Below are 21,926 nucleotides of genomic sequence, written 5' to 3' on the forward strand. Positions count from 1 at the left end.
CTGAAAATGCCGGCCTTTGAATGGGTTCATGTGCAGCTCCATCAGCAAAAGGGGATGATAAGTTTATCACCACCGACTATTTGCAACAGTGCCAATCGGAATGATAAAAATGAACCACCCGGTTGCGATGGTCTTTGACTTTTTTGAATACGTCGATGGTTTCTTTAGGAAGAGGGTGTTCCAGAACATCAGCTAATCGCTGACATGTTTCATCGTATGTCACCGACTGGAAATCACCTGCAAGGTACCTTGCTCGCTCTATTTTCCTGCCGGAGCACACCAGACTCCAGTGCTCATGTAACAAAGGTACCTTCAGCAGGATCTCGACCGCTGTCCAGAAACTGACAATCGAAAATTTGGGCATGGAGTCCTGCAATTCTTCACGCGCCTTATCCAGAAACACAAGTCCGTTGTCGATCAGAGTCAAAACATCTTTAGATACAAAGGGATCGTCATCACTCTCAAATCTGTATTTGGTTTTTTTCATGGGAACTCAACTTGGTTATCTATTTTATACGCAGTAGCTGCAGCGCATCCTGTGTATCGAGGGTGAAGCGCAGCTGCTGACTGGCAGCCACGTCGAGCGCAAATATTTTCGTATAGACCTCAGTACTCTCAAACTTCTCATGCCCCAGCAGACCCTGGAGTACCTTAGGGTGAACGTGGCCATATAAAAGGTGCATTGCAAAACTGTGCCGGAAGGTATGGGGGCTGACGTCGATGCTCAGTCTGACGCCGTCACGATCCGCGGCATCAGTAGCCCGGACCAGCCAGTTACGCACCGTCCGGTCGGAAACATTCCACACCGGTTGCGCGCGACGTTCGCCTGTAATCGGATCATCTTCAAACTGCTCCTTCGTGCTGGCGAACAGCCGGCGCATCTCATCGACATAGGCCGGGTCCGATAACGGCACCACCCGGTTGGCACTTTTTCCCTTACGCGGACGGCCGCCGCCGGCACGCCGCTGTTTGGCGGTGCGAAGAACGACATGCGGAATGCTCTCGTTAAGGTGAAAGTCACGCCGTCTCAGGGCAAGGCCTTCGTTCAGGCGTGCCCCGGTATTCCATAACGTATTAAAAAAAGCGTGCTGACCCCAGTCCTGAACAAAGTGCAGCAGTCCGGCCACTTCCGGAGCCAGCAGATATTTTGGCAGCTCGGTGTAGTGCCGGGCCATTTCGCGTAGCGAAAGCGCGCGGCCGTAGTCCAGGCCAGCCGACTGGCCTGTCGCCGGCAGGGCAGGGGAGGCGTTAATAAAAGAGGGCAGAGTCATGGTGTCCCCGTTGGTCCGCTCACGCTACGTAAATTCTGTCGGGTTACACCCCTGCAACCCTGCCATTTTTCACGTAGCGCAATCTGATGAAATTCTGCTGTCATTTTCGTTGCTCGCGACCGCGACTGCCACGGAAAAAACCCGCAGAGCGGTGTGCACTGAATTTCCGCTTTCTGGATATATACCATAAATCAGAAACAAATATTTTAGCGTGAGGAGAGTATGGGATCGCAAAAGGATCGAAAAAGGATCCTTTTTGCCTGGATGATGGGGTCTGAAGGGGAGGGAAGGGCTGTATGTTGTGTTCTGTGACAAACTGCCCTCAGTTGGGCGACCTTTCCTCAAATAGCGGAAATCGGAATGCAGATTTTGCAGGGAATGCAGGAAGTACAAAAATTGCACTTCTTTAAGATTTTGTGTATTCTTAAGTCATGGAAATCTTAAACACCCGAGACGAGGCGACTATGACAAACATCAGTTATGCACCTAATAAAGCCCGTGCTCACCTCAAAAACCGTGAGCAAACTGAAATCCAGCTGCTGCAGACCCGCATTCAGAATGTGGGAAGCAAGTTCGTTGAAGCACTGCATGAACTGCCCCACGAGAAGTTACTGGAACTGCTCACGCTGCAGGATGAAACATTCTGGGCTGAATTAAAGAATCAGGCTCAGCTGCAGACATTAATTAATACCATGACACCTGAAAAACAGGCCCAGGAAGATCTTGCTGAAGCGAGAGAAGTATTTCTTAAGTCGCTGGAGAATTCAGGCGGAGTGCATAAATCAACGGCCGTTATAAAAATACTGGCAACCACGCCGCCAACCCTGCATAAAAGAGGAAACCGTGGTGAAGTTATTCAGATTAAATGGGGTTCTGAAAACCTTTACCCGGTATTTCAGTTTTGCACACGTGAGAATAATTCAGAAGGCGGTATGCTGGCCGGCATCCCGGAATTATTATCCCTGATTAAACACAAGGTCAGTGCTGTGCGGAAATGTCACTTCTTTACCCGTAAAGTTGATATTCCGGGAACTGAAACACATGTCTCTATTGTTGACGCGCTGCGCCGTGGCGCTACGCCTGAAGAGATGACCCACTTCAGAATCCTGGCAGAAAACTTTGGTACCAACCATACCATGTAAAAAAATGGGCCTTTTGGCCCATTTTTAATCTCAGAGAGTAAGAATACCCAGCTTTGATTTTAAGATCGCCTGCGTACTTTGTCCGTTGAGACTGAACTGGATTAACGGAGTGACTGAGATGTTCTTCAGCATTCCGTTTCCATCAACGGTGTCAGACCACAACGCGATACAGGTTTTGCCGGTGTGTTGAGACAAATATTCAATACCATCAGCATAATGAGAAAGCACTTCTGCCAGCCACTGAGTATCCTCATAGACAGCTTTAGAGCCCATCAAATAACCTAACGGAGTTTTCAGATGGGGCGCCAGGGCAGCTAAATCAATAATCTTGATTGTGCGTGCTGCCTGAATTACCGCCATACAGTTTTTCTCAAGATCCTCAGTTTCAACAAGCGGAGCATCCTGATAAAACTCTTTCAGCCCTGTAAATGCCGTGGTGGCCAGATACAATACACCTTTGGATTTGCTACGCAGTGAAAAGCGGGTTTCTGATTCAGAGTTGAAATAGATACCATTTCCACCGTAATACTGGTCCTGCACCTTGTAAAAATCAGGTTCAATAGTTAATTCTTTGAAAATTTCACTATCAGAGATTTCTGCGCCGGCTAAGATTTGAGCTACTACATTATGTAGGTCCTCTGTAAATTGGTTCATGGATGATTCCTTCTGTAAAGTTTATATATCGAATTCTTTGAGTTTCCATGTGGAATTCCTCTCAGATTTACGTGTGTGTTGCGCCTGTTATCCAGACGTAACGTGAGGTAGTTGCCCGTTAAGCTGACAACTGAGTTGATAATACATCACCTGGCGCTGGATGTATTAGAACGATCGGTAAAGGATGAACTAAATGATATAACCAACTAATTTTGGTAGGTTTCCGTGTAATACCGGCTGAAGAATTGAACATTTAATTAGCTTTTAAGTGAAATTACGCCGAATACAAATGAACTACTTTTGTAATTCATTTGTATTCGGTGCCGATGATATGCACTTACAGTCTTTACCGGTTCTGGCTGGCGTTGTTACTCATTCTATTGAGTGAGAAATCCTGACCGTCCTGGTTGTTACCGCATCAAAATATCTCCCACAGGTATCAGCCTTCTTTCGACATCAGTTTGCACGTTGATTTGACAAATATTGAACTATAGTTCAATTTATCATTATAAAATCAGTTGGAGTCTAAGATGAAGCTCAGTGTCAGATTGATTGAAGGGTTTAAAAAAACATATCTTCCTCTGCAGTTCAGAGCCTTCTGGGATGATGAGGGATTTTGCTATTTAAAAGTTCAGATCGTTAACGGGAAGATAATTTTTTTCTGTGCTCAGTTGTTAAATTATTATAACACTTCAATTACCAATGCTGTTGAGAGTGTACGGGCATCAGCTGTGAATGCACTCATTAATGACGGTGCAATTAAAATACAGAATCAGCAAGGGATTTTTGATTTATTTAAATCACAGGAACGTAAAAGTAAAGAAGTGATATCAATTCTGTTTGAGTATGTTCGTGAGAATTCTGTATGGGTAGAACATTACGAATCTCAAATCAGCATAACCCAGGATGACCGATATAGTCTGGTTCACTTCAACCAGTACCAGGAACCTAACTGGTCTTTTATTTCTAAAGAAAAACTTGAAGAGACATATCCTGAATTTGATTTTCATGTTTCCAGAAAGTCTCTTGAAAACTGGAGTAATGCCCGATTATCAACTCAGACGATTAAAAAATTATTAAAAGAAAAAAACTGGACCATGAAGGAAGTTGCTGCTCGCTGGAACCGTTCGGAATCATGGATGAGTAAAGTTGTTAATGATGAGGAAAGGGAACTCTACTGGGAAGACGCTTTTAAAGGGCTCCCTTCAAAAATACACGAAAAATGAAGACAGAATCGCCAGTTCTTAATGTTAAAATCCTGTACCCATCAGTACCCTGTTTTGCTTAAAGAAGAACTTGAGATAATTAAGCAACTGGACAAGATGGCCTGCTGATCCCGCAGGCCAGACTGAGCAGGAAAGATGTCTGAAGATGAAATACAAATGTATTTCATTTGTATTGCTAAATGTTCTCTTTAATCGCCTTCAGAACTTTTTCTGGTCCTGCTGACTGAGCAAGGTACAGCCCTGCACGAAGTAATGTGGAAACCGTAATGTTCTTGTGCGTAAGTGCCTGGATCTGCTCAACCAGTTCCTGCGCCAGCATCTTTTCCGCAGGTGTCATGCGTATAGTTTTTGGTGTTTCGCCTGTCGTATTTTTCTTTTTAGCCGCAATGTTAGTCAGGCTACTTTCTTTTCTGGCCCGTTCAGGTTTTTCCATTATAGGTCGAACAAGTTCTTTAGACATTATGCTGCCTCACTGCTGATAATTTCTTCTAGCTCACGGGCAAGTTTGCCGTAATCCACTAAAGCCATTGCACTTTTCTGGTAGTAGTACAGAGGAAGACAAGCCACCTGAGACTGTACTATGGCCTGATCAGTACGAATCCGGCTTTTCAATAGTCTCGGAGAAATTCTCTCGTGCGAGCCCAGGGCGGTTTCGATATAAGTGTTTATTTTCTTATTTGCACCATTGTAATTGTTCCGGAATACACTGAAGCGTGCATAATCTTCCTCAGAGATCTCATCCATATAGTCCAGCATGATTTCAAGACCACTCAGAGAAAAACTCCCGCCATCGACAGGTACCAGAACATGATCGGCGATAAAAATTGCATTGCCGGTTGCGATATTGAGCCCAGGTGCACAGTCAATAATGATGTAATCATATTCAGTGCGAACTTTCTCGAGATGACGGCCCAGGATTTTTTCGCGGTGACTGCGGGTAAGGGTCTGTTCAATAATTTTTTCGAACGTCGGGTCAGACGGAATCAGATCCAGGTTAGGGATAGGAGCATCACCGGCCATCGCGGGGATGATGACATCGCGGATATCAAATCGAGAATTGCTGTAGAGATCGCAAATAGTTGGACCATACATGGAATAGTACTTTTTACCATTTGCGGTGACTTCTGTCGTATTGGCCTGCTGGTCCGAGTCAATCAACAGCGTCCGCTTCCCTGATCTGGCATAGTGAACAGCCAGATTGGTAGCCGAACTGGTCTTACCAGGACCACCTTTATTGTTCATTATCGCAATTATGCGAGCATATCGTTCCTGTAGCTTGTTCATCATAACGGCTCCAGATTATGTTTATCAGTCAGGAGTAGTTGTAATCCATTACGCACACATTGGCAATACAAATGTAATACAAAAGTATTTTTATACTGATTGATATTTTGTCTTGATATGCAGTTTTATGGAATAGTTAGTGCACACTTAAAATTTCTGAATAGACACTGAAAGGTAAGTTATGACGATTGAAAGCTTTTTCATCGGCACTCGCATGTCAGGAAAACGTTATGGACCTCAGAGTAAAGACATGCAGGTTTCTGAATTCATAGCACTTATATCTCCGAAAAATGAACCAGAGAAATTTGTCCTACCCGATTTCTCCGGTCTGGCACGTCGGATTGACGCCCAGATCCGGAATCAGTTTATTCAGCAAAAAGAGGATGACTATTACCGTCGATACCGACAGCTTTCGGACCGGTGGTATCAGGCCGGCTCTATCAGTGACAGAAACAATCGCAGCCAGCGTTTTGAGAAGGTCATGGATGAGTCGCTTGAGTTTTTGGTTTACAGTCATGATGTTATGCCCAACATCAACCCATATAATCTCAAATACGATGATCGCGTTCAGGTTAGCACGAAAGGCAAAATGTACTGCGTAGCGCTTCTGTTCCATATTATCGCTCGAGCGGCCTATGAGCCAGTCTCTGTAGGTGCAGATCCTACGCTGCAAAGGCATTGCAAGTGGCTGAAGGACTGGATTAATAAAACGTTAGGGGATCATTTTTTAGAGGGAATGATGATTACTTTCGCCCTTTGTTATCCTGACCACTTTCCTGCCCTGCAGCGCCTTAGCGGAGAGTTAGAAACACGTGATGTTGACACATTCCTGGCTGACGAAGTTCGTAAGGCAAGGCAACACACAGAGGAACAGGTTAATTATCATAACGGCCGGTACCGGTTGAAATTCGAGTACACTCACTTTCACCAGGAGCAATTTGATTTTTTAGCCGAAATGCGTGATCTCCATTACCGGATAGATCGTATTGAACAGCTCCTTCAGAAACTGATAGATAACCCGGTAGTAGATTTCAGTGAAGCTGCTGTTGCAGGGCAGTGGATTGACGAACAAGTACAGCTGCTTGAAACAAACGAAACGAAGCTAATACTCCCATAACTCTAATCAGCCTGGCTGGTTTAACCCTTCGGTACCTGTCCATCAGGTGTCGTTTTTTTCCGTAAGAATGTCTATAGATGGCGCTCCGCAGAAAGAGGTGGGTGTTACGGTTATTCTGCCAGAAATCCCGTTGTGTTCAGGCTGTGTCCTGTCGTTCCGGCAGGACACTTGGCTGTGACCGGCGTGTAAGAAACCCGTCTAATCCAACCCCGCTTTCTTACCGGCCGGGTCTTATCGACTGCAGAACGTATCGATCACCTGTTGCACAATGATCAGAATTACAAACAGCAGCATCAGTACTTTTTCCAGCACAGTTGCACACTGAAACTTCTGAATGATTTTCAGAAAATCAGAGAAAGGCATGTGAATCTCCGGAGATTGGGTTAATCAGTGTTCTGATTTTATGGAAAGTTACATTTCCGGTTTTGCTGTCTATTGAAAAATGTTTTGCACATCTGCTCTGAAACTGAATTGCTACAGATAATGTTGAATCGTCGCAGCCTTCTCCGCGCCCTCAGTTCGAAGATCTTCGAACAGGCCTCTTCGTGAGGACATAAATTGTCTTCTGTCGTGGGGTCATTCCAGCCAAAGCAGTGGTAACTAGCACTATTTATCTTATGAGCAAGATAGTTTTCGCCTTTCGTATCTTTCGGGTCCAGGCATAACAGTATCAACATTTTATGAATCATGCCGATACTGACAGAGCGACCACCAATTATTGATAATGGATAAAGGACATTTAAATTGAACAGAATGACAGGACTCGCTGTTTTATGCCTCTCGCTGATGGGATGCAGTGCCGTGCCATCAGAAAACAGTGCGCAGTACCTCAGAACGGAAATGCAGTCGCCAGTATCAGGGGCAACCATAATTACCGTAACTGCGGACAGCCTTATGAAACAAGACAATACACATAACGCTATACTGTATGCACTTCGACCGATGCCTGGAAAAGCATTCACCTCTGAGCTGGACAGAAAATTTGCCGCAGCGACGATGTATATTGATTTGTCTCCGGGTGAAAAAAGCAGAACGGCCGAGATCAGTGGTGAGATAAATTACTATGATCACGAGCGATACGTGAATGCTCGCCTGGTAGGAGACAGTATCAGGACAATACCGATTGCACCAAAGACCATCCCGCTTACACTGAATAAACCATTCTCAATCAATCTGCCACAAGGTATTCACTATTCAGTCATGCTGACGGACAGCCAGCCTTAAACCTTCATGATTGTCTCATGACTTCCTTTCAGTTTTCTGTAGGGTCAGCAGGGAATATAAATGGGGAAGAGAATGAATTTCATCAATAAACGTCCCACAGGCGTTCTGTCAGAGACCGGGTTTACTCTGCCTGAGATGACTGAATGTTCAATCTCCAACCCATCATGATGGATGGGTGTGCCCTGGCTTTCACTGCGTGTGCAGCAGGCTGGTCGGGAACGTCCTCAGCAAAATGTCTTCCGTCGCCACCTGTTCTGGTACATGAATGAAGCACTGTTCTGGCGGGAGGCGGACATCATCCGGGTCGCCAGGTAGTTGCCTGCACTGGACCATCCGGACTTCTGAAAAAAAAGCCACCCGCAAGGGTGGCTTTCTGGATATGAGGCCCTGAGCCTTCCCGGGACTGAGCCACTGACGGAAGGGAGAGCCGTTTTTTTCGGTGACATCCCCCGCATGGCGGCAGATGGTTTAAATATGGTATGAATAAATAATAACTCACTGTACAAGAGATTTCCAGACCTATGCGTATCGACCGACGTCTGAGCAGGGATGTACTCACCGAGCGTCAGCTTTATTTTATTGAATGCTGGTCCAACTTCTGCCATAAAAACAGCCCGGATACTGACCGGGTCGGATACAGCAATCCACTCAGCACCATCCGCGAACTGCTATTTCTTTACGAAATGGAAGATCGTTTCAGTGCCGATAAAAAAAGACTCCGGGTGGCCACTGAACTGCTCGAGTTACTCGAGACCGATCAAGTTCTCAGGAGAGAAGCATTTGAGGACATCCCCGCTCAACTGGTGACTCTTCTGGACAGAGATTTGCTGGTTGACCCCACTCGCAGCCCGGTGGAAAAGCGTCCTCGTCTTATCTGTAGCCTATGTGTACAACTGGCGGATATCACCGAGGCCAGTTATATCACTGAGGCTCTTGAGATGCTTGAACAGGAACTGTTTGCATGGCCCCCTCTGGATGAACACCATGCACGGGATATTTACTCACTGACAAACGGAGTGATGAGTGTACTCCTCACCCGGGGTATGACACTGACGGAATGTTACCTGCTGTACATCAATATTTTCAGGAATGTGAGTACTGAACCGAACGCTTTCCGGGCCGCCTTTCACTCGTTCCGGCAGAAACTGGTAACGCCTACTCGGGACGTGACTGTTCGGATGTTTATTACCAGTGAGAAACTGCACACCCTACTTAACACGCAAGGACCCACACTGCAGTTCAACGGATGTGTGTTCATGCCACTTGATGAAGCCCGACAACGCTTCTCCCTCTCAGTCGATATACCGGTTTGCTCAATGTCTGACACATCTGCCCGTAACATGGCCGGTCAGATGCTTCGTGAATCCCTGGATGTCATTGCCTACATGGTAGGTAAGGGAGATATCACCGTCCAGAAACAGTTCATGATAATCAGGGATGAAGACGAAACAGAAGTGCCGCGCTTCGATAATGAAATCGAGGCAAACGCGGACCGGTTAACGGACGAGGAGTTTGCGCGCTTTATGGTGGCGATGAACCGACTGTTCACGGATACACCGGATGTGTCCCGTAAAAAAATCAGCTCCGCATTTCGGTTTTTCCGTAACGGCATTGAAAGCCAAGTTCAGGAGAGTCGTTTCACCGCTTACTGGTCGGCGCTTGAATCATTAACGCTAGGAGTTGCCCCTGGCACACCATCACATGAACAGCATGTCATCGGTGTTGTGGCTCCCTGTATGGTGCTGGACTATGTTGTTAAGCAACTGTTTTCTCTAAGAAAAGTTCTGCGCTTCATTCTGCGAGAGCCAGGGCACCCCTTGCGCACACCGGAGATCGCTTCACTTCCGCTGGGGCAACTCTATGCCCTTCTTAAAGATGCGGACCGGGTCCGTGAACTTCAGACAGATTTACAGCACTTTCCCTATGTCATGTATCGGGTGCGTAAGCTTGCCGGGATCTGTGCGTCACCCGAGAAAATGGCGGATAAACTGGGGCAACATGCCGAGAAAGTCACCCGACATCTTCACCGCCTGTATCTGCTGAGAAATACCATCGTGCACAATGCAGGTACCAGCCCGCACATTGACCTGCTGACGGTGAACCTTGAACACTATCTGCGGGCAACAATCAGCGCGTTGTTTAATATTGTGGTGATCCACCCAACCGTCAGCACCGCTGAGGAGGCATTTACCCGGTGCCAGTTTACCAGTGAGTCAGTTTTCAGGGAACTGAACCCCCTTCACGGGATCACGGAAAAGAAAGTATACACAGCCATTGATAATCAGTTGAAAAACGGGACGCTTTCCCGTAGCGATGCTCGTTTGATAGCATGGCTCAATGCCCACCACTGACACTCAGGAGAAGACTGTCAGAAGAAAGGGTAACTCATCGGCCTCATAGGCCCCGATCAAACTCTTGGGGCAGCCTGATCGGGGTCTATGTTCGGGTTTTCAGATACTCAGCGGCACGCAGGTGCCACTCTTCTGACATGTCTCTCTGTCCCAGGGATGGTGCCGTTTATCAGCTGAGTATCCGCTCATAGCGGGAACGAAATGCTTTTTCCCCTCCCTCCATTTGTCGGCAAATCAGTTCCTTCACCGGCGTCTCCTGAAGCGCTCCACAAAGCCCCGGGTGCAGGCCAGAGCGGTCGTGTTGCATACTGATAACGTATTCCGCATCACCATTGACCACTATTGGGGCAGAATGCGACACGATAATCAGCTGTCGGCGTTTCTTGTTTGCCATGATGGCAGGGATCACGCTCATGCTCAGCATCAGGCAGTCCAGGTCGTCTTCTGGTTGATCCAGCAGGAGGGGATCGGTGCCATATGACAGCAGGAACTGCAACATGCTCGCCCCTTTTTGTCCCGGTGAGGCAGAGGAAATATCTTCCATCCCTCCTCCGGGCGTCTGGTACCGAATGTGGATCCCATCATCCGGATACCAGCATTGCAGGGCATCCAGTTGCGCATCATTCAGACCTTTAAGGCGATTTCTGAAAGCTCCGTGGAGCTCTGACCCTGCTCCCGGCTCCTCGCGATGGATGGCAAGATGCAGAGCTTTAAGCGTATCCAGCGCAAGATATTTGTTTTCCGTTGCCGACGGTAGCGGACTGTACGGGCGCAAGCTGATGAAGCTATGAAGCAGCCCGCTCCCGTCACCATCATCATAGATACGATCGGCAAAGTTGCCGATCCCGGTTACCGCCTGATAACCAGATACGGTGTCTTCGTGTGGGGCACAGAGCGGCAGAATTTTAATATCCAGCGCGCTGAGAGACAGAGAGGACAGAAACGCCTTCCGCTTTTCCGTCAATACCATCCGGTGGTTACGCATTTCAGCCAGTAATCCTGTGGATCTCGCTGCTGAGGCCGCGATCGTCCCGTCAAGATCGGCGTAATTTCTCAGTTCCGACTTCAGCGACTCACAGCGCGTCATCAGCTCATCGAGGACATTCGGATTGAGTCCCTGTTCTCGTAGCACCATGGCCTCACGTTGTACAGTTTCCTCCTGGTTACGCACCGCCTCTTCCAGTGCGAGAAGAGGGGGGTCCTGCCTAATGGTACTGAGTTCCGCGGCATAGTCCGACAACAGTGTGTCAAGACGCTGGTCATACTTTTGCTGTACGTCAGAAAGACGCGTCATAAATGCTGTCAGTGTCGCAGACGGCTCCACCTGGAGCTCCGGGACTTGTACTGGCTCTTTCTCCTGCGCCCTCAGACCAGCGACATGCTGTTCATGATGCTCCAGAGGAAGCGTTGCTGCAGACAGTTCAGCCCGAGCCGTGGCCAGGCGGGTGCAAACCGGATAGTAAGCGCTCGACCGCAACTGACTGACGGCCCGTTCAGCATCAGACAACTCCCCCTGCAGTTTATCTGCGATCGTCTGGCTGGCCAGGTGACCACGCAGCGTTATTTGCTCATTCAGGTATTCCCTTTCCAGTTGATCCCAGCGCTCTTTCCAGGCGCGTTTGTTGACTACCTGACTCTCGTCACAGACGCGCAGGAATGCCCCTGTGTCTGACGCCAGTTCGTAGAGCATTTTCTGGCTGTATATTGAGAGGGGAAAACGATCTGGTGACCAGTGATTGTCCTGCACCCACTGACCTTCGCTGAAAATATGCAATTCATTACGACCATCGGGTCGCCAGCTGAGCCTAAAATCTGTGCCTTCTTTGCGGAACACACATTCGATGAAAGAATCCGCATCCATGCCCATCCCCATCTGACTAAACTGGTTCAACTTGTTGCGTTGAGACACAGTCAGCCCTTCGGTTTTTCGCATGGCCAGACGAATACTTTCGATAAGCGTGGATTTACCACTGCCCCGGGAGCCAATCACCGCATTGTAAAACGGGCTAAACTCAACGGAGGCTCCATACTGATCTGCCGGCTGGCAAAGACGGGTCCTGAATGTCAGGCTGCGCAAATGTGAAGCTGGTGCCTCCGGTGGATTATCATCAAACAGCACGCAGTTTTCCGGATCGAGTAATGCGTGCCTGAGACCGTCAAAATCAGGCTCGGACATCTTCAGCCAGCAGGTGCGCACTCCCGCTTGTTCAGGGTGGTGCGCATCTGATCCCCGAAGCCATGGCAAATCCGCAATTAAACGCCGGTGAGTCCCGTTCGTAATCTCCTCCTCCCGGTGTCTGATCTCCACTGCATGAGGATTTGACTGAAAAGCGGCCGTCAGTTCCCCCTGATTAGTAAGGCTTGTCAGAACGCCTTTCGCCGCATCAATGTGTGCGAGGATACAAATAGCTTCCGGGTTACGACGGATATTACTGATAATGCCCGCGGGTCCCAGCTGAAGCACAAGATGATGGTTGGGGGTTTCACGCGAAATAGGACAGTTGTTGTTGCACTGTGCCAGTAGCCGTTCCACCTCGGCACTGGTGCTCTGGGTGTGCAACACGGCGAGGATATGAACGTTGCCGGTGGCCGTGAGCTCCACACCGGGAAACAAAGTCAGCGGCCGGAAGTCTGCCAGTTCACCGGAACTGGCGTCCCGGGACATGTTCGCCAGTTCCGCTTTCAACACGTCAATCCATGCCCCACTGTTATGGTCACTGATGACAACACAGTCGACCTGTTGCCGCATGTAAGCCAGCAGCCATTCCCGGGGCTGGAGATCTGGGACTTTGTAGTCATCTGAGGCCGGGGTATGGTTATGAAAATCAAATTTAAACCAGCGTGATCCTACCGTCATTGTTTCTTTTCCATGTGGTGCCTAAGGTAATCCCACTATAGAAGCATTCACCTGGTAATTCAGTAACCGTTATGATTGCTGTTGGCATGAACTTCAGTCGGTCTGGCGGAAAAGTCAGAAGGCAAATAAGACCTTCGTCCACATCGGGGGTCTACATATCGACTGCCTTCAGTGGCTTAAATGGCCATGCTCCCCGCTCTCCTCTTTTGCTGAATTCACTCCGGCGTACTTTTACCGTATCAGCGGAGAACACTTCAGTATGATCCAGTGTTACAGTGGCCAGCGTAGCCAGGCTACTGTCCGTCAACGTAAATTCTTTCGGCAGACCCCATGGACCCTGCCTGACGTTCTCGATGCTACTGAATAATTCGCGGAGATAATCGGGGAGCATTTTGCCGCGCCCGTTAATGATGGCCCGATCGCTTTCTGATAGACATCCAATTTCCGGGTGCTCCCTTGCTATAACCTGCAGGACGCCAGGGAGTCCCGGCCAGTATTTTCCGTCATAACGACAGGTCAGGCCATCGAGTGTTTCATGAAGATAATAACGGTAAAGCCCATCATTATCTTCAGCCATCTCCATCAGTTCCACGATGTGCGTGGTTCTCTCAAGTGTGAATGCGTTCCGGTTCAGGATCGCATCTCGGACCAATATCTTCTGTGCCAGTTCACCGGCCTCCTTACTGATAGTCCGGTTCAGTTCTTCAAGCTGGCGATAATCCTCTTTCAATCGGGAAACGATATCAGGTCTACTGAAACGGCCCGCCAGTATGATTTGCTCCAGAAGACAATAGCATTGCTGCCAGGTTAGCGCCTGACGGGCAATATTCTGCCAGACCGACTGCATTTCATTCTCACGACTCAGTAGCCGCTCTATCAGTGGCCATACCGACATCCAGCAAGGACCTGTCAGCAAGTCAGCCTGGTATTGTCTGAGTGTATCAGTGACATCAGTTGCAGTGCTGGTTCGGGTATAACGCATCTTTTTTTCTCCGAAATCTCAGTTGACTCATTATCCATACCAGAGCCAGAACTGTCGGTAACGTAGCGAGATAAATTCCAGTTGGCGTACATTACCCGATGTTTTTCTCAAAACCATCCGTCTGCCTCGCGATCTGGATTTTGAGGGCGTCAGCGAGCTGAAGATTGTTCGGGAGGGGGACTGTATCATCCTGCGTCCCGTCCGGCCGACCTGGTGCTCGTTCGCGCAGCTTGAAAAAGCCGAACCGGACTTTATGGTGGAACGTGGGGACGTTGTCAGCGATGAAGGTCGATTTGACCTGTGAACAAGATCTACATGCTCGACACCAACATCTGCTCGTTCATCATGCGCGAGCAGTCGGAAGTGGTGCTGAAGCGCCTGGAGCCGGCGGTGCTGCGTGACCAGCGTATCGTGGTCTCGGTTATCACTTACTCCGAGATGCGCTTTGGCGCCACAGGTCCGAAGGCCTCCCCACCCCGCGAGCAGTTGGTTGACGCGTTCTGTGTGCCGTTCTGACCTGGGACTGCGCAGCGGTAGATGCGACCACGGAGATTAAACTGGTGCTGCGCCTCGCTGGCACCCCGATCGACATAGCTATCGCCGGGCACGCAATTGTCGCCGGTGCCGTGCTGGTGACGAATAATGCGCTGGAGTTTGAGAGGATATCGACCTTGGTACCTGAGGACTGGGTTAACTAGCGGTTCCTGGTATGTAGTTATGTGAGACTGACTGGCAGAGGTGGTTGCGCCATCAATGAATCCAGCACTGGAAACAGAACAGCACGCGTACATCATGCCTTGCGTTCGCTCAGTGTTTTCAACATCCAGTAATGTATAAAATACAGGTTTTCAGGCAATTAGTGGGAGGTCATCCTGACTTCCCTTTTTTCATATTTTGGTCTTATCCTTAAGAAATATCAGACGGAATCAGATTCCTTCGGGAAACGCTGACGATCGGTGAGTCAGGGAGCAATTCTTGATTCATTCAGAAATTGCCAAAACGGTTTTTCATTTGGTTTGCGGTTTTCTCGTATGTTGCTAAACTTGTCCTGTTTTATCCTCCTGGCGATACAACATTTTCCGGATAACGGTCCCTCAGTCTTTTTTTGTTTAAATAATGAACAACATCATTAATACCCACACAATAATAATCACAATATAATATCTGACATATTTCCGTTACTTCGAGATAATTAACTAATTGCGAACATGTTCTCAAAATGAATATAAGCGTTGATACAAACGCAATATATGCTATTGTTAATATATGATGTTTCTCAGGATACATCTGATATGGTACATACCGTTAAGATTTCAGTTGCTTATATCTAAAATAAACGCCGAAACTTCTCATTGTTATCCTTACGTTTCTTAAGGAGAAGAATATGACAGAGCAAAATAATTTCGGTCAATATATAGGCAGTCACCTTGACGATGACGTCACTCTTTCATTACCTGATTTGCGCCAATTACCAGGGCGTTATTGCACTCTGCAGTTGCTGTCCACCCGTCACGGGAATGACCTCTTCCAGGGATGGCACAGTATAGAGGATTCACGTGACTGGACCTATCTTCCGGATGAAAGACCGCCGACAAAACAGGCAACCCACAGTTATATTCAGCAACTCATTCAACAGAAGGGAGTATATCATTACGCCATTATAGAAAATAATTCAGAAAATGCTGTGGGAACTCTTTCTCTGTATAACCTCGACAATAAAAATGACGTAGCAGAAATAGGAGGCGTACATCTTACTCCAGTTATCAAACGAACTTCAGTCAGTACAGAAGCAATTTTCCTGATACTATCATATGTTTTTGATGTGCTTAAATATCGTCGCTGTGAATGGCAAACCGACAGGCTCAACTCTCAGGGTATGAGATCTGCCGAGAGATTAGGGTTCCAGAAAGAGGGTGTACTGCGTAATAAACAAATACTTAAATCAAGGAGCGTGGACGTTGTAATGTATTCAATCATTCAGGATGAATGGGAAAGAATATCCAGTGCGATAACTATCTGGCTTAGAACTGTCAACTTCGATGACCGGGGACATCAAATACATCCTTTACGGCATTACCTGGCGACAACAGAGCCCTGACTCTTTTGTTATTGCCCCCAGACGTTACTGGAAAAAGGGAGAATCTGAATGAAAATAATGAATGCAGAGATTGAGAGGCAAATCTGGCATCACAATCTTTCCTATTTATTGCTTGCCCAGCGGGTTCTGAATCATTACGAAGACACAGCCCTGTTTCGGCTAGGTATCGACAAGTGTACCGGAGATAAACTCCTGCAGTTGTCGTTGCCCGAACTGGTTCGTCTTGCTGAACGTCCGGAGCTGATTACCGTACTCAGACTCAGGGATCACCACCAGATAGATGTATTACTCAGTCAGTCCACTGGAATGGGATGAGCTCAGCAGGATTTACTTAACATCTTACGGACCATTTTCTTCTTTTTTATTCCGGACTGGGAATTCAGTATGTACCCCAATGAATCAGCGATCTGGATTATTTATCCGCAAAAAAACATGTCATATAAAGTAAGGGGTTTTATTGATTTTATTGATTTTATTGATTTTATTATCGATGAAATCGGAACTACTCCTTACTGGAAGCACGGAAAGTAATTCCTGTGAATACGGATTTCAAGAGGGAAAGTATTGTGTGTATAAAAATCATCCTGATTAATACAGGATGATTTTTATGATGCTGTTACATGAATATAAATTGACGATACAAATCACTCAGTTCTGTTCTTAATTTTTCTATATCCTTCTCCTCACCTGAATTCTCGATCGCCAGTAATTGCTTTTCTTTAACAGTAATTCTTTCACACAACTCTGATAGCGTTGAACAGAATGCCTCTGTATGAGTGGCAGGATAGACGCTTTCATCCTGTTCAGTACTCCGCTTACGAACTGAAGTCACTGGTTTAATATGATGTTCCAGGTTATAGGCTATCTGACGTTCCCTGCGATTGTGCGTTTCATCCATCGCCTGTTTCATGGCCGGAGTGATCCTGTTTGCATAGAGTACGGCTTTACCCTCCACATTACGTGCCACACGTCCAATCATCTGAATAAGTGCGTGTGATGAACGTAAAAAACCTGCATGGTCAGCATCAAGTATCGCGACCAGTGAGGCTTCAGGGATGTCGAGTCCTTCACGCAGCAGACTGATGCCGATTAAGACATCAAATTCCCCGGCCCGTAATCCATTGATAATTTCCTGTCTTTCATCTGTTTTGATATCAGAATGCAGATATCGGGACAGGATCCCATTTTCTGTCAGAAAATCATTCAGTTCTTCTGCGGTCTTTTTGGTCAGCACTGTCACCAGGACACGATTGTTTCTGTTGACGCAATGACGGATTTCTTCAAGTAAGTTCTCCACACACTGGTCTTTGCTTCGGACCTCAATTTCGGGATCCAGTAAACCGGTGGGGCGGATAATTTGCTGAACAACATTTTTCTTTGATTTCTGCAATTCATATTTACCTGGGGTTGCGGAAACAAAGACAGTCTGGGGCTTAATCTTCTCAAACTCAGCAAAACTCAGGGGTCGATTGTTTTTTGAGGAGGGCAGACGGAAGCCGAAATCGATAAGAGTATCCTTGCGACTCTGATCGCCACTGTACATGGCTGAGATTTGCGGGACCATTACGTGCGATTCATCAACAAAGAGCAGGCCATTTTTTGGCAGGTAATCCAGCAGCGTTGTCGGTGGGAGTTCCGGATTTCTGTCGCTGAAATAGCAGGAATAGTTTTCCATACCTGAGCAGTAACCCAGTTCACGGATCATTTCAACATCATTGTTGACGCGTTCGTATAAGCGCTCAGCCTCTATCAGACGATTTGCTTTGTTAAGTTCAGCAACCCGTTTCTCCATGTCAGTAAGAATGCTTTTGGTGGCTGAGGGTATTTTTGCGGTCGGTGTAACAAAGAGTGTTTTGGGTGATATTAAATAATGTTCAATGTCGCCCGCAATTTTCCCACTGACAGGATCAATCCATTTTGCGGATTCTATAACATCATCAAAAAGTTCGACCCTGATGGCCTGATGTTCGGAATCGGCAGGGAATATATCAATAACGTCACCGCGAACCCGGAACATCGCCCGTCCCAGAGTTTTGTCTGTACGGGCATACTGCAGACGTGCCAGTTGATGAATTAACTCCCGCTGGGCGAGTTGTCGTCCCGGGTATACCGGGATCTGGATCTCTCTGTATGCGTCCGGATCACCTAATCCGTATATCGAAGAGACGGAAGCGACGACTATCACATCCTGACGTTCAATCAATGCCTTGGTCGTAGATAACCGTAACCTTTCAAGATGATCGTTGATAGCGGAATCTTTCGGGATAAAGCGGTCACTTCCGGGGATATAGACTTCTGGCTGAAAAAAGTCGTAGTAAGAAACGAAGTATTCGACAGCATTTTCTGGGAAAAACTGCTTCATCTCCAGATAAAGCTGTGCGGTTAACGTCTTGTTAGGAGCCAGTATTAATGTAGGGCGCTGCAAACGGTGTATCACATTCGCCATGGTGAAGGTTTTACCCGAACCGGTTATCCCCTGAAGTGTCTGATGTGTCGCTCCTGCTTCGACTCCCGCTATCAGTCTGGCGGTGATGCTGCCAACTTACTGATTTAGTGTATGATGGTGTTTTTGAGGTGCTCCAGTGGCTTCTGTTTCTATCAGCTGTCCCTCCTGTTCAGCTACTGACGGGGTGGTGCGTAACGGCAAAAGCACCGCCGGACATCAGCGCTATCTCTGCTCTCACTGCCGTAAAACATGGCAACTGCAGTTCACTTACACCGCTTCTCAACCCGGTACGCACCAGAAAATCATTGATATGGCCATGAATGGCGTTGGATGCCGGGCAACAGCCCGCATTATGGGCGTTGGCCTCAACACGATTTTACGTCACTTAAAAAACTCAGGCCGCAGTCGGTAACCTCGCGCATACAGCCGGGCAGTGACGTCATCGTCTGCGCGGAAATGGACGAACAGTGGGGCTATGTCGGGGCTAAATCGCGCCAGCGCTGGCTGTTTTACGCGTATGACAGGCTCCGGAAGACGGTTGTTGCGCACGTATTCGGTGAACGCACTATGGCGACGCTGGGGCGTCTTATGAGCCTGCTGTCACCCTTTGACGTGGTGATATGGATGACGGATGGCTGGCCGCTGTATGAATCCCGCCTGAAGGGAAAGCTGCACGTAATCAGCAAGCGATATACGCAGCGAATTGAGCGGCATAACCTGAATCTGAGGCAGCACCTGGCACGGCTGGGACGGAAGTCGCTGTCGTTCTCAAAATCGGTGGAGCTGCATGACAAAGTCATCGGGCATTATCTGAACATAAAACACTATCAATAAGTTGGAGTCATTACCCTGCCGGCGTAGCCTATCCCCATGGACATTGAAACAGCATCCCCACCGGTCTCACCCAAAGTGGTTACTGCTATTTTGACTATCCAGAACGTAAGGGTAATCTGAGGCACCTTGACTAACGATGCCTGTAATTTCGTATTCATAGAACATCCCTGGCGAGCTCAGCAGATTTGTATTTGTTATTGACCAGCTAAAATCTCTTACTGATTAATATTATCATGTCCGGTGGTGAAAGGTGCATTACATTTTCTGGAGTTAGGGTTACAGTAGTTTTTGTCTGTTCCGTCTGGCTTGGCAATATTATCCCGGCCAGTAGAAAAAGGGGCCTCGCAACGATGTGATCCCGGATTACAGTAGTTTTTATCTGACCCGTCTGGTTTTGCAATATTATCCCGGCCAATAGTAAAAGGGGCCTCGCAACGATGTGAACCTGGATTACAGTAGCTGGCATTAGCGGTTTTCTGAACCCGTAAGTCAGACATACCGGTGTGTTCGGTACTGGCGTATACAGAGCTGGCAGTCATTGCCAGTAAAAATGTAGAAAGGGCAAAAAAAATTGTGCGTTTCATGGTGTGTTACTCCTGGTTGGTGTAATTTATATTCGTCTTTTGGCGTAGTCATAACATTACGCGGAAATACTTAGAACATACTTAGCCATTAAAAGTTAGAACAATTATCCTTACAGGAGGCAGACTCATCCTGTTCAGTGCCAGATATTTACAATCGGGTAAGCCGGCTCGTCAGGTGTGTGCTGGCCATAGAATGAAAGGGAGTGACCTGCTTTCGATATAAAGATAGTAAAATCGTTTTTTAAAAAATGATATGAATGATTTTGTATACAGGGAGTCTGGTTTTTACTGAAAGCAAATACGAAAACACTCGCCCCCCGTTTATTACAACCTGCAAAGTGATGGTTTCTTTTTCAGGTCTATTACGTTTAACGTCATCAAATATTTTACTGGCACCATCACACTAAATAACGACCGGGTTAAGACATGGCATCAGAAATTAGCAGATACTCCGTGCTGCGTATATCCGGCACTCCGCCAGTGTCTGCGGCAGCGGGTGATGCTGCCAACTTACTGATTTAGTGTATGATGGTGTTTTTGAGGTGCTCCAGTGGCTTCTGTTTCTATCAGCTGTCCCTCCTGTTCAGCTACTGACGGGGTGGTGCGTAACGGTAAAAGTACTGCCGGACATCAGCGCTATCTCTGCTCTCACTGCCGTAAAACATGGCAGTTACAGTTCACATACACAGCCTCTCAACCCGGTACGCACCAGAAAATCATTGATATGGCCATGAATGGCGTTGGATGCCGGGCAACCGCCCGCATTATGGGCGTTGGCCTCAACACGATTTTCCGCCATTTAAAAAACTCAGGCCGCAGTCGGTAACCTCGCGCATACAGCCGGGCAGTGACGTCATCGTCTGCGCGGAAATGGACGAACAGTGGGGATACGTCGGGGCTAAATCGCGCCAGCGCTGGCTGTTTTACGCGTATGACAGGCTCCGGAAGACGGTTGTTGCGCACGTATTCGGTGAACGCACTATGGCGACGCTGGGGCGTCTTATGAGACTGCTGTCACCCTTTGACGTGGTGATATGGATGACGGATGGCTGGCCGCTGTATGAATCCCGCCTGAAGGGAAAGCTGCACGTAATCAGCAAGCGATATACGCAGCGAATTGAGCGGCATAACCTGAATCTGAGGCAGCACCTGGCACGGCTGGGACGGACGTCGCTGTCGTTCTCAAAATCGGTGGAGCTGCATGACAAAGTCATCGGGCATTATCTGAACATAAAACACTATCAATAAGTTGGAGTCATTACCGAAGAACTCTTAATTAAGTATTCTTCAAGTGGGCCAGCATATGCCCCTGATGTCACGATCGTTAGTTGCGTAAGAGGATGAGTCAAACTCTCAATGCCCTTCAGGATGTCATTCTGGACAGCAGCAATATAAACAGGCGAAGCCGCAATCAAATATTCATCATTCGGACTGGACTGCATTAACTGGCTTATAGTTGCGCAACGGTTATGCTTTCCTAGTGATTTTGTGATGGCTTTCCACCAGAGATCATGCCTGAATGGTACTTGATGAAATGTCGCCTCGTAAGAGGGCACCCGATCTCTACAATTTAAAAAACCCATCCCGGCAGAGATTATCCACAACTCCAGATTTCTGGTTGAGTTTAAAATTTCCTTTGCCGTAGACCAGTGATTACCTGAATACAAGGACAATGCCGGTACCGCCTGATTACTTCTGGCGTCGTCTACAATGTTACTCCAGGCATATGCTGCGTCGTCCGGGGTTTGTTTTGGATCTATGTCCGGCACTGTTGCAAAGTTAGCGATGAGGCAGCCTTTTGTCTTATTCAAAGGCCTTACATTTCAAAAACTCTGCTTACCAGGCGCATTTCGCCC

General features: G+C 47.6%; 20 protein-coding genes and 3 pseudogenes. 12 read left to right on the top strand and 11 right to left on the bottom strand.

Annotated elements, in window-relative coordinates; translation table 11 throughout:
• Positions 1 to 100: 100 nt before the first annotated feature.
• Together ACOTX4_RS24470 and ACOTX4_RS24475 are read right to left on the bottom strand one after the other, a co-directional pair.
• Positions 101 to 487: pseudogene (locus ACOTX4_RS24470) on the bottom strand (hsdR); the annotation flags it as partial.
• Positions 488 to 506: 19 nt separating this feature from the next.
• A complete protein-coding gene (locus tag ACOTX4_RS24475) occupies positions 507 to 1,271 on the bottom strand; it encodes a tyrosine-type recombinase/integrase (RefSeq protein WP_000174662.1) in 765 nt (254 codons plus the stop codon).
• A 464-nt stretch (positions 1,272 to 1,735) separates the two neighbouring features.
• Between ACOTX4_RS24475 and ACOTX4_RS24480 the strand changes: the two genes are divergently transcribed.
• Positions 1,736 to 2,413 (top strand): hypothetical protein, encoded by a 678-nt coding sequence (locus ACOTX4_RS24480; protein WP_000182008.1) that lies wholly within the window; start codon positions 1,736 to 1,738, stop codon positions 2,411 to 2,413.
• A gap of 30 nt (positions 2,414 to 2,443) precedes the next feature.
• Here the strand turns inward: ACOTX4_RS24480 and ACOTX4_RS24485 are convergent, their stop codons facing one another.
• A complete protein-coding gene (locus ACOTX4_RS24485) occupies positions 2,444 to 3,067 on the bottom strand; it encodes an RES family NAD+ phosphorylase (protein WP_001071437.1) in 624 nt (207 codons plus the stop codon).
• Between the two features lie 530 nt (positions 3,068 to 3,597).
• Here ACOTX4_RS24485 and ACOTX4_RS24490 point away from each other — a divergent pair.
• Positions 3,598 to 4,293: a hypothetical protein gene (locus tag ACOTX4_RS24490; protein WP_000778342.1), complete on the top strand. Its 696-nt coding sequence runs from the start codon at positions 3,598 to 3,600 to the stop codon at positions 4,291 to 4,293.
• A 175-nt stretch (positions 4,294 to 4,468) separates the two neighbouring features.
• On the opposite strand, the gene ACOTX4_RS24495 is transcribed toward ACOTX4_RS24490, so the two are convergent.
• Both ACOTX4_RS24495 and ACOTX4_RS24500 read right to left on the bottom strand, forming a co-directional pair.
• Positions 4,469 to 4,753: a hypothetical protein gene (locus ACOTX4_RS24495; RefSeq protein ID WP_000032260.1), complete on the bottom strand. Its 285-nt coding sequence runs from the start codon at positions 4,751 to 4,753 to the stop codon at positions 4,469 to 4,471.
• Positions 4,753 to 5,580 (bottom strand): ParA family protein, encoded by an 828-nt coding sequence (locus ACOTX4_RS24500; protein WP_000981293.1) that lies wholly within the window; start codon positions 5,578 to 5,580, stop codon positions 4,753 to 4,755. Before ACOTX4_RS24500 ends, ACOTX4_RS24495 begins: the two co-directional genes overlap by 1 nt.
• Positions 5,581 to 5,758: 178 nt before the next feature.
• On the opposite strand from ACOTX4_RS24500, the gene ACOTX4_RS24505 reads away from it, so the two are divergent.
• The 4 genes from ACOTX4_RS24505 to ACOTX4_RS24520 all read left to right on the top strand — a co-directional run bounded on the left by ACOTX4_RS24505 (position 5,759) and on the right by ACOTX4_RS24520 (position 10,269).
• A complete protein-coding gene (locus ACOTX4_RS24505; protein ID WP_000151478.1) occupies positions 5,759 to 6,694 on the top strand; it encodes a hypothetical protein in 936 nt (311 codons plus the stop codon).
• A gap of 894 nt (positions 6,695 to 7,588) precedes the next feature.
• Entirely contained in the window at positions 7,589 to 7,918 is a 330-nt protein-coding gene (locus ACOTX4_RS24510; RefSeq protein WP_022646501.1) for a hypothetical protein, read from the top strand.
• A 177-nt stretch (positions 7,919 to 8,095) separates the two neighbouring features.
• Positions 8,096 to 8,233, top strand: a complete 138-nt coding sequence (locus tag ACOTX4_RS24515) for a hypothetical protein (RefSeq protein ID WP_007372357.1) — start codon at positions 8,096 to 8,098, stop codon at positions 8,231 to 8,233.
• A 206-nt stretch (positions 8,234 to 8,439) separates the two neighbouring features.
• On the top strand, positions 8,440 to 10,269 hold the full coding sequence (locus ACOTX4_RS24520) for a hypothetical protein (protein WP_001217270.1): 1,830 nt from the start codon (positions 8,440 to 8,442) through the stop codon (positions 10,267 to 10,269).
• A gap of 169 nt (positions 10,270 to 10,438) precedes the next feature.
• Here ACOTX4_RS24520 and ppl read toward each other — a convergent pair whose 3' ends face one another.
• Positions 10,439 to 13,126 carry an anti-phage protein Ppl gene (gene ppl, locus ACOTX4_RS24525; protein ID WP_000215804.1) on the bottom strand — a complete coding sequence of 896 codons (2,688 nt, stop codon included), beginning with the start codon at positions 13,124 to 13,126 and terminating at the stop codon, positions 10,439 to 10,441.
• Positions 13,127 to 13,277: 151 nt separating this feature from the next.
• Positions 13,278 to 14,108 (bottom strand): hypothetical protein, encoded by an 831-nt coding sequence (locus ACOTX4_RS24530; RefSeq protein ID WP_001270901.1) that lies wholly within the window; start codon positions 14,106 to 14,108, stop codon positions 13,278 to 13,280.
• Positions 14,109 to 14,178: 70 nt separating this feature from the next.
• Between ACOTX4_RS24530 and vapB the strand changes: the two genes are divergently transcribed.
• From vapB to ACOTX4_RS24550, 4 genes and pseudogenes are all read left to right on the top strand, one after another.
• The gene (vapB, locus tag ACOTX4_RS24535) at positions 14,179 to 14,412 is read left to right on the top strand and encodes a type II toxin-antitoxin system VapB family antitoxin (RefSeq protein WP_032140383.1); all 234 of its coding nucleotides are present in this window, start codon (positions 14,179 to 14,181) and stop codon (positions 14,410 to 14,412) included.
• Positions 14,409 to 14,806: pseudogene (locus ACOTX4_RS24540) on the top strand (type II toxin-antitoxin system VapC family toxin). Before vapB ends, ACOTX4_RS24540 begins: the two are co-directional and overlap by 4 nt.
• 686 nt (positions 14,807 to 15,492) lie before the next feature.
• Entirely contained in the window at positions 15,493 to 16,206 is a 714-nt protein-coding gene (locus ACOTX4_RS24545; protein ID WP_000139428.1) for a GNAT family N-acetyltransferase, read from the top strand.
• 48 nt (positions 16,207 to 16,254) lie between these two features.
• Positions 16,255 to 16,521, top strand: coding sequence for a flagellar transcriptional regulator FlhD (locus ACOTX4_RS24550; RefSeq protein WP_000699996.1), 267 nt, complete (start codon positions 16,255 to 16,257; stop codon positions 16,519 to 16,521).
• Positions 16,522 to 16,822: 301 nt separating this feature from the next.
• Here ACOTX4_RS24550 and uvrB read toward each other — a convergent pair whose 3' ends face one another.
• A complete protein-coding gene (uvrB, locus tag ACOTX4_RS24555; RefSeq protein WP_421635462.1) occupies positions 16,823 to 18,739 on the bottom strand; it encodes an excinuclease ABC subunit UvrB in 1,917 nt (638 codons plus the stop codon).
• A gap of 49 nt (positions 18,740 to 18,788) precedes the next feature.
• Here uvrB and ACOTX4_RS24560 point away from each other — a divergent pair.
• Positions 18,789 to 19,486 (top strand): IS1-like element IS1A family transposase gene (locus tag ACOTX4_RS24560; protein WP_103215986.1). Its coding sequence is split into 2 segments (ribosomal slippage): positions 18,789 to 19,038 and positions 19,038 to 19,486, totalling 699 coding nucleotides; the frame shifts between segments, so codons are not numbered across the junction.
• 23 nt (positions 19,487 to 19,509) lie between these two features.
• On the opposite strand, the pseudogene ACOTX4_RS24565 reads toward ACOTX4_RS24560, so the two are convergent.
• Both ACOTX4_RS24565 and ACOTX4_RS24570 read right to left on the bottom strand, forming a co-directional pair.
• Positions 19,510 to 19,644, bottom strand: a pseudogene (locus ACOTX4_RS24565) (hypothetical protein); the annotation flags it as partial.
• A 57-nt stretch (positions 19,645 to 19,701) separates the two neighbouring features.
• Complete coding sequence (locus tag ACOTX4_RS24570; protein ID WP_000831397.1) at positions 19,702 to 20,070, bottom strand: hypothetical protein; 369 nt, start codon at positions 20,068 to 20,070, stop codon at positions 19,702 to 19,704.
• Between the two features lie 550 nt (positions 20,071 to 20,620).
• Here ACOTX4_RS24570 and ACOTX4_RS24575 point away from each other — a divergent pair.
• Positions 20,621 to 21,318 (top strand): IS1-like element IS1B family transposase gene (locus tag ACOTX4_RS24575; RefSeq protein ID WP_223822560.1). Its coding sequence is split into 2 segments (ribosomal slippage): positions 20,621 to 20,870 and positions 20,870 to 21,318, totalling 699 coding nucleotides; the frame shifts between segments, so codons are not numbered across the junction.
• Here ACOTX4_RS24575 and ACOTX4_RS24580 read toward each other — a convergent pair.
• The gene (locus ACOTX4_RS24580; RefSeq protein ID WP_048221193.1) at positions 21,312 to 21,881 is read right to left on the bottom strand and encodes a hypothetical protein; all 570 of its coding nucleotides are present in this window, start codon (positions 21,879 to 21,881) and stop codon (positions 21,312 to 21,314) included. The two genes, ACOTX4_RS24575 and ACOTX4_RS24580, sit on opposite strands and share 7 nt — an antisense overlap.
• Between the last annotated feature and the right edge of the window lie 45 nt (positions 21,882 to 21,926).

This window comes from Enterobacter cloacae complex sp. IR5459, from assembly GCF_049238005.1.
Taxonomy (GTDB): domain Bacteria; phylum Pseudomonadota; class Gammaproteobacteria; order Enterobacterales; family Enterobacteriaceae; genus Enterobacter; species Enterobacter hormaechei_C.

Coding starts and splice junctions, on each gene's coding strand:
- ACOTX4_RS24475 (WP_000174662.1), bottom strand. CDS start 1,271: ATGACTCTGCCCTCTTTTATTAACGCCTCCCCTGCCCTGCCGGCGACA.
- ACOTX4_RS24480 (WP_000182008.1), top strand. CDS start 1,736: ATGACAAACATCAGTTATGCACCTAATAAAGCCCGTGCTCACCTCAAA.
- ACOTX4_RS24485 (WP_001071437.1), bottom strand. CDS start 3,067: ATGAACCAATTTACAGAGGACCTACATAATGTAGTAGCTCAAATCTTA.
- ACOTX4_RS24490 (WP_000778342.1), top strand. CDS start 3,598: ATGAAGCTCAGTGTCAGATTGATTGAAGGGTTTAAAAAAACATATCTT.
- ACOTX4_RS24495 (WP_000032260.1), bottom strand. CDS start 4,753: ATGTCTAAAGAACTTGTTCGACCTATAATGGAAAAACCTGAACGGGCC.
- ACOTX4_RS24500 (WP_000981293.1), bottom strand. CDS start 5,580: ATGATGAACAAGCTACAGGAACGATATGCTCGCATAATTGCGATAATG.
- ACOTX4_RS24505 (WP_000151478.1), top strand. CDS start 5,759: ATGACGATTGAAAGCTTTTTCATCGGCACTCGCATGTCAGGAAAACGT.
- ACOTX4_RS24510 (WP_022646501.1), top strand. CDS start 7,589: ATGAAACAAGACAATACACATAACGCTATACTGTATGCACTTCGACCG.
- ACOTX4_RS24520 (WP_001217270.1), top strand. CDS start 8,440: ATGCGTATCGACCGACGTCTGAGCAGGGATGTACTCACCGAGCGTCAG.
- ppl (WP_000215804.1), bottom strand. CDS start 13,126: ATGACGGTAGGATCACGCTGGTTTAAATTTGATTTTCATAACCATACC.
- ACOTX4_RS24530 (WP_001270901.1), bottom strand. CDS start 14,108: ATGCGTTATACCCGAACCAGCACTGCAACTGATGTCACTGATACACTC.
- ACOTX4_RS24545 (WP_000139428.1), top strand. CDS start 15,493: ATGACAGAGCAAAATAATTTCGGTCAATATATAGGCAGTCACCTTGAC.
- ACOTX4_RS24550 (WP_000699996.1), top strand. CDS start 16,255: ATGAAAATAATGAATGCAGAGATTGAGAGGCAAATCTGGCATCACAAT.
- ACOTX4_RS24570 (WP_000831397.1), bottom strand. CDS start 20,070: ATGAAACGCACAATTTTTTTTGCCCTTTCTACATTTTTACTGGCAATG.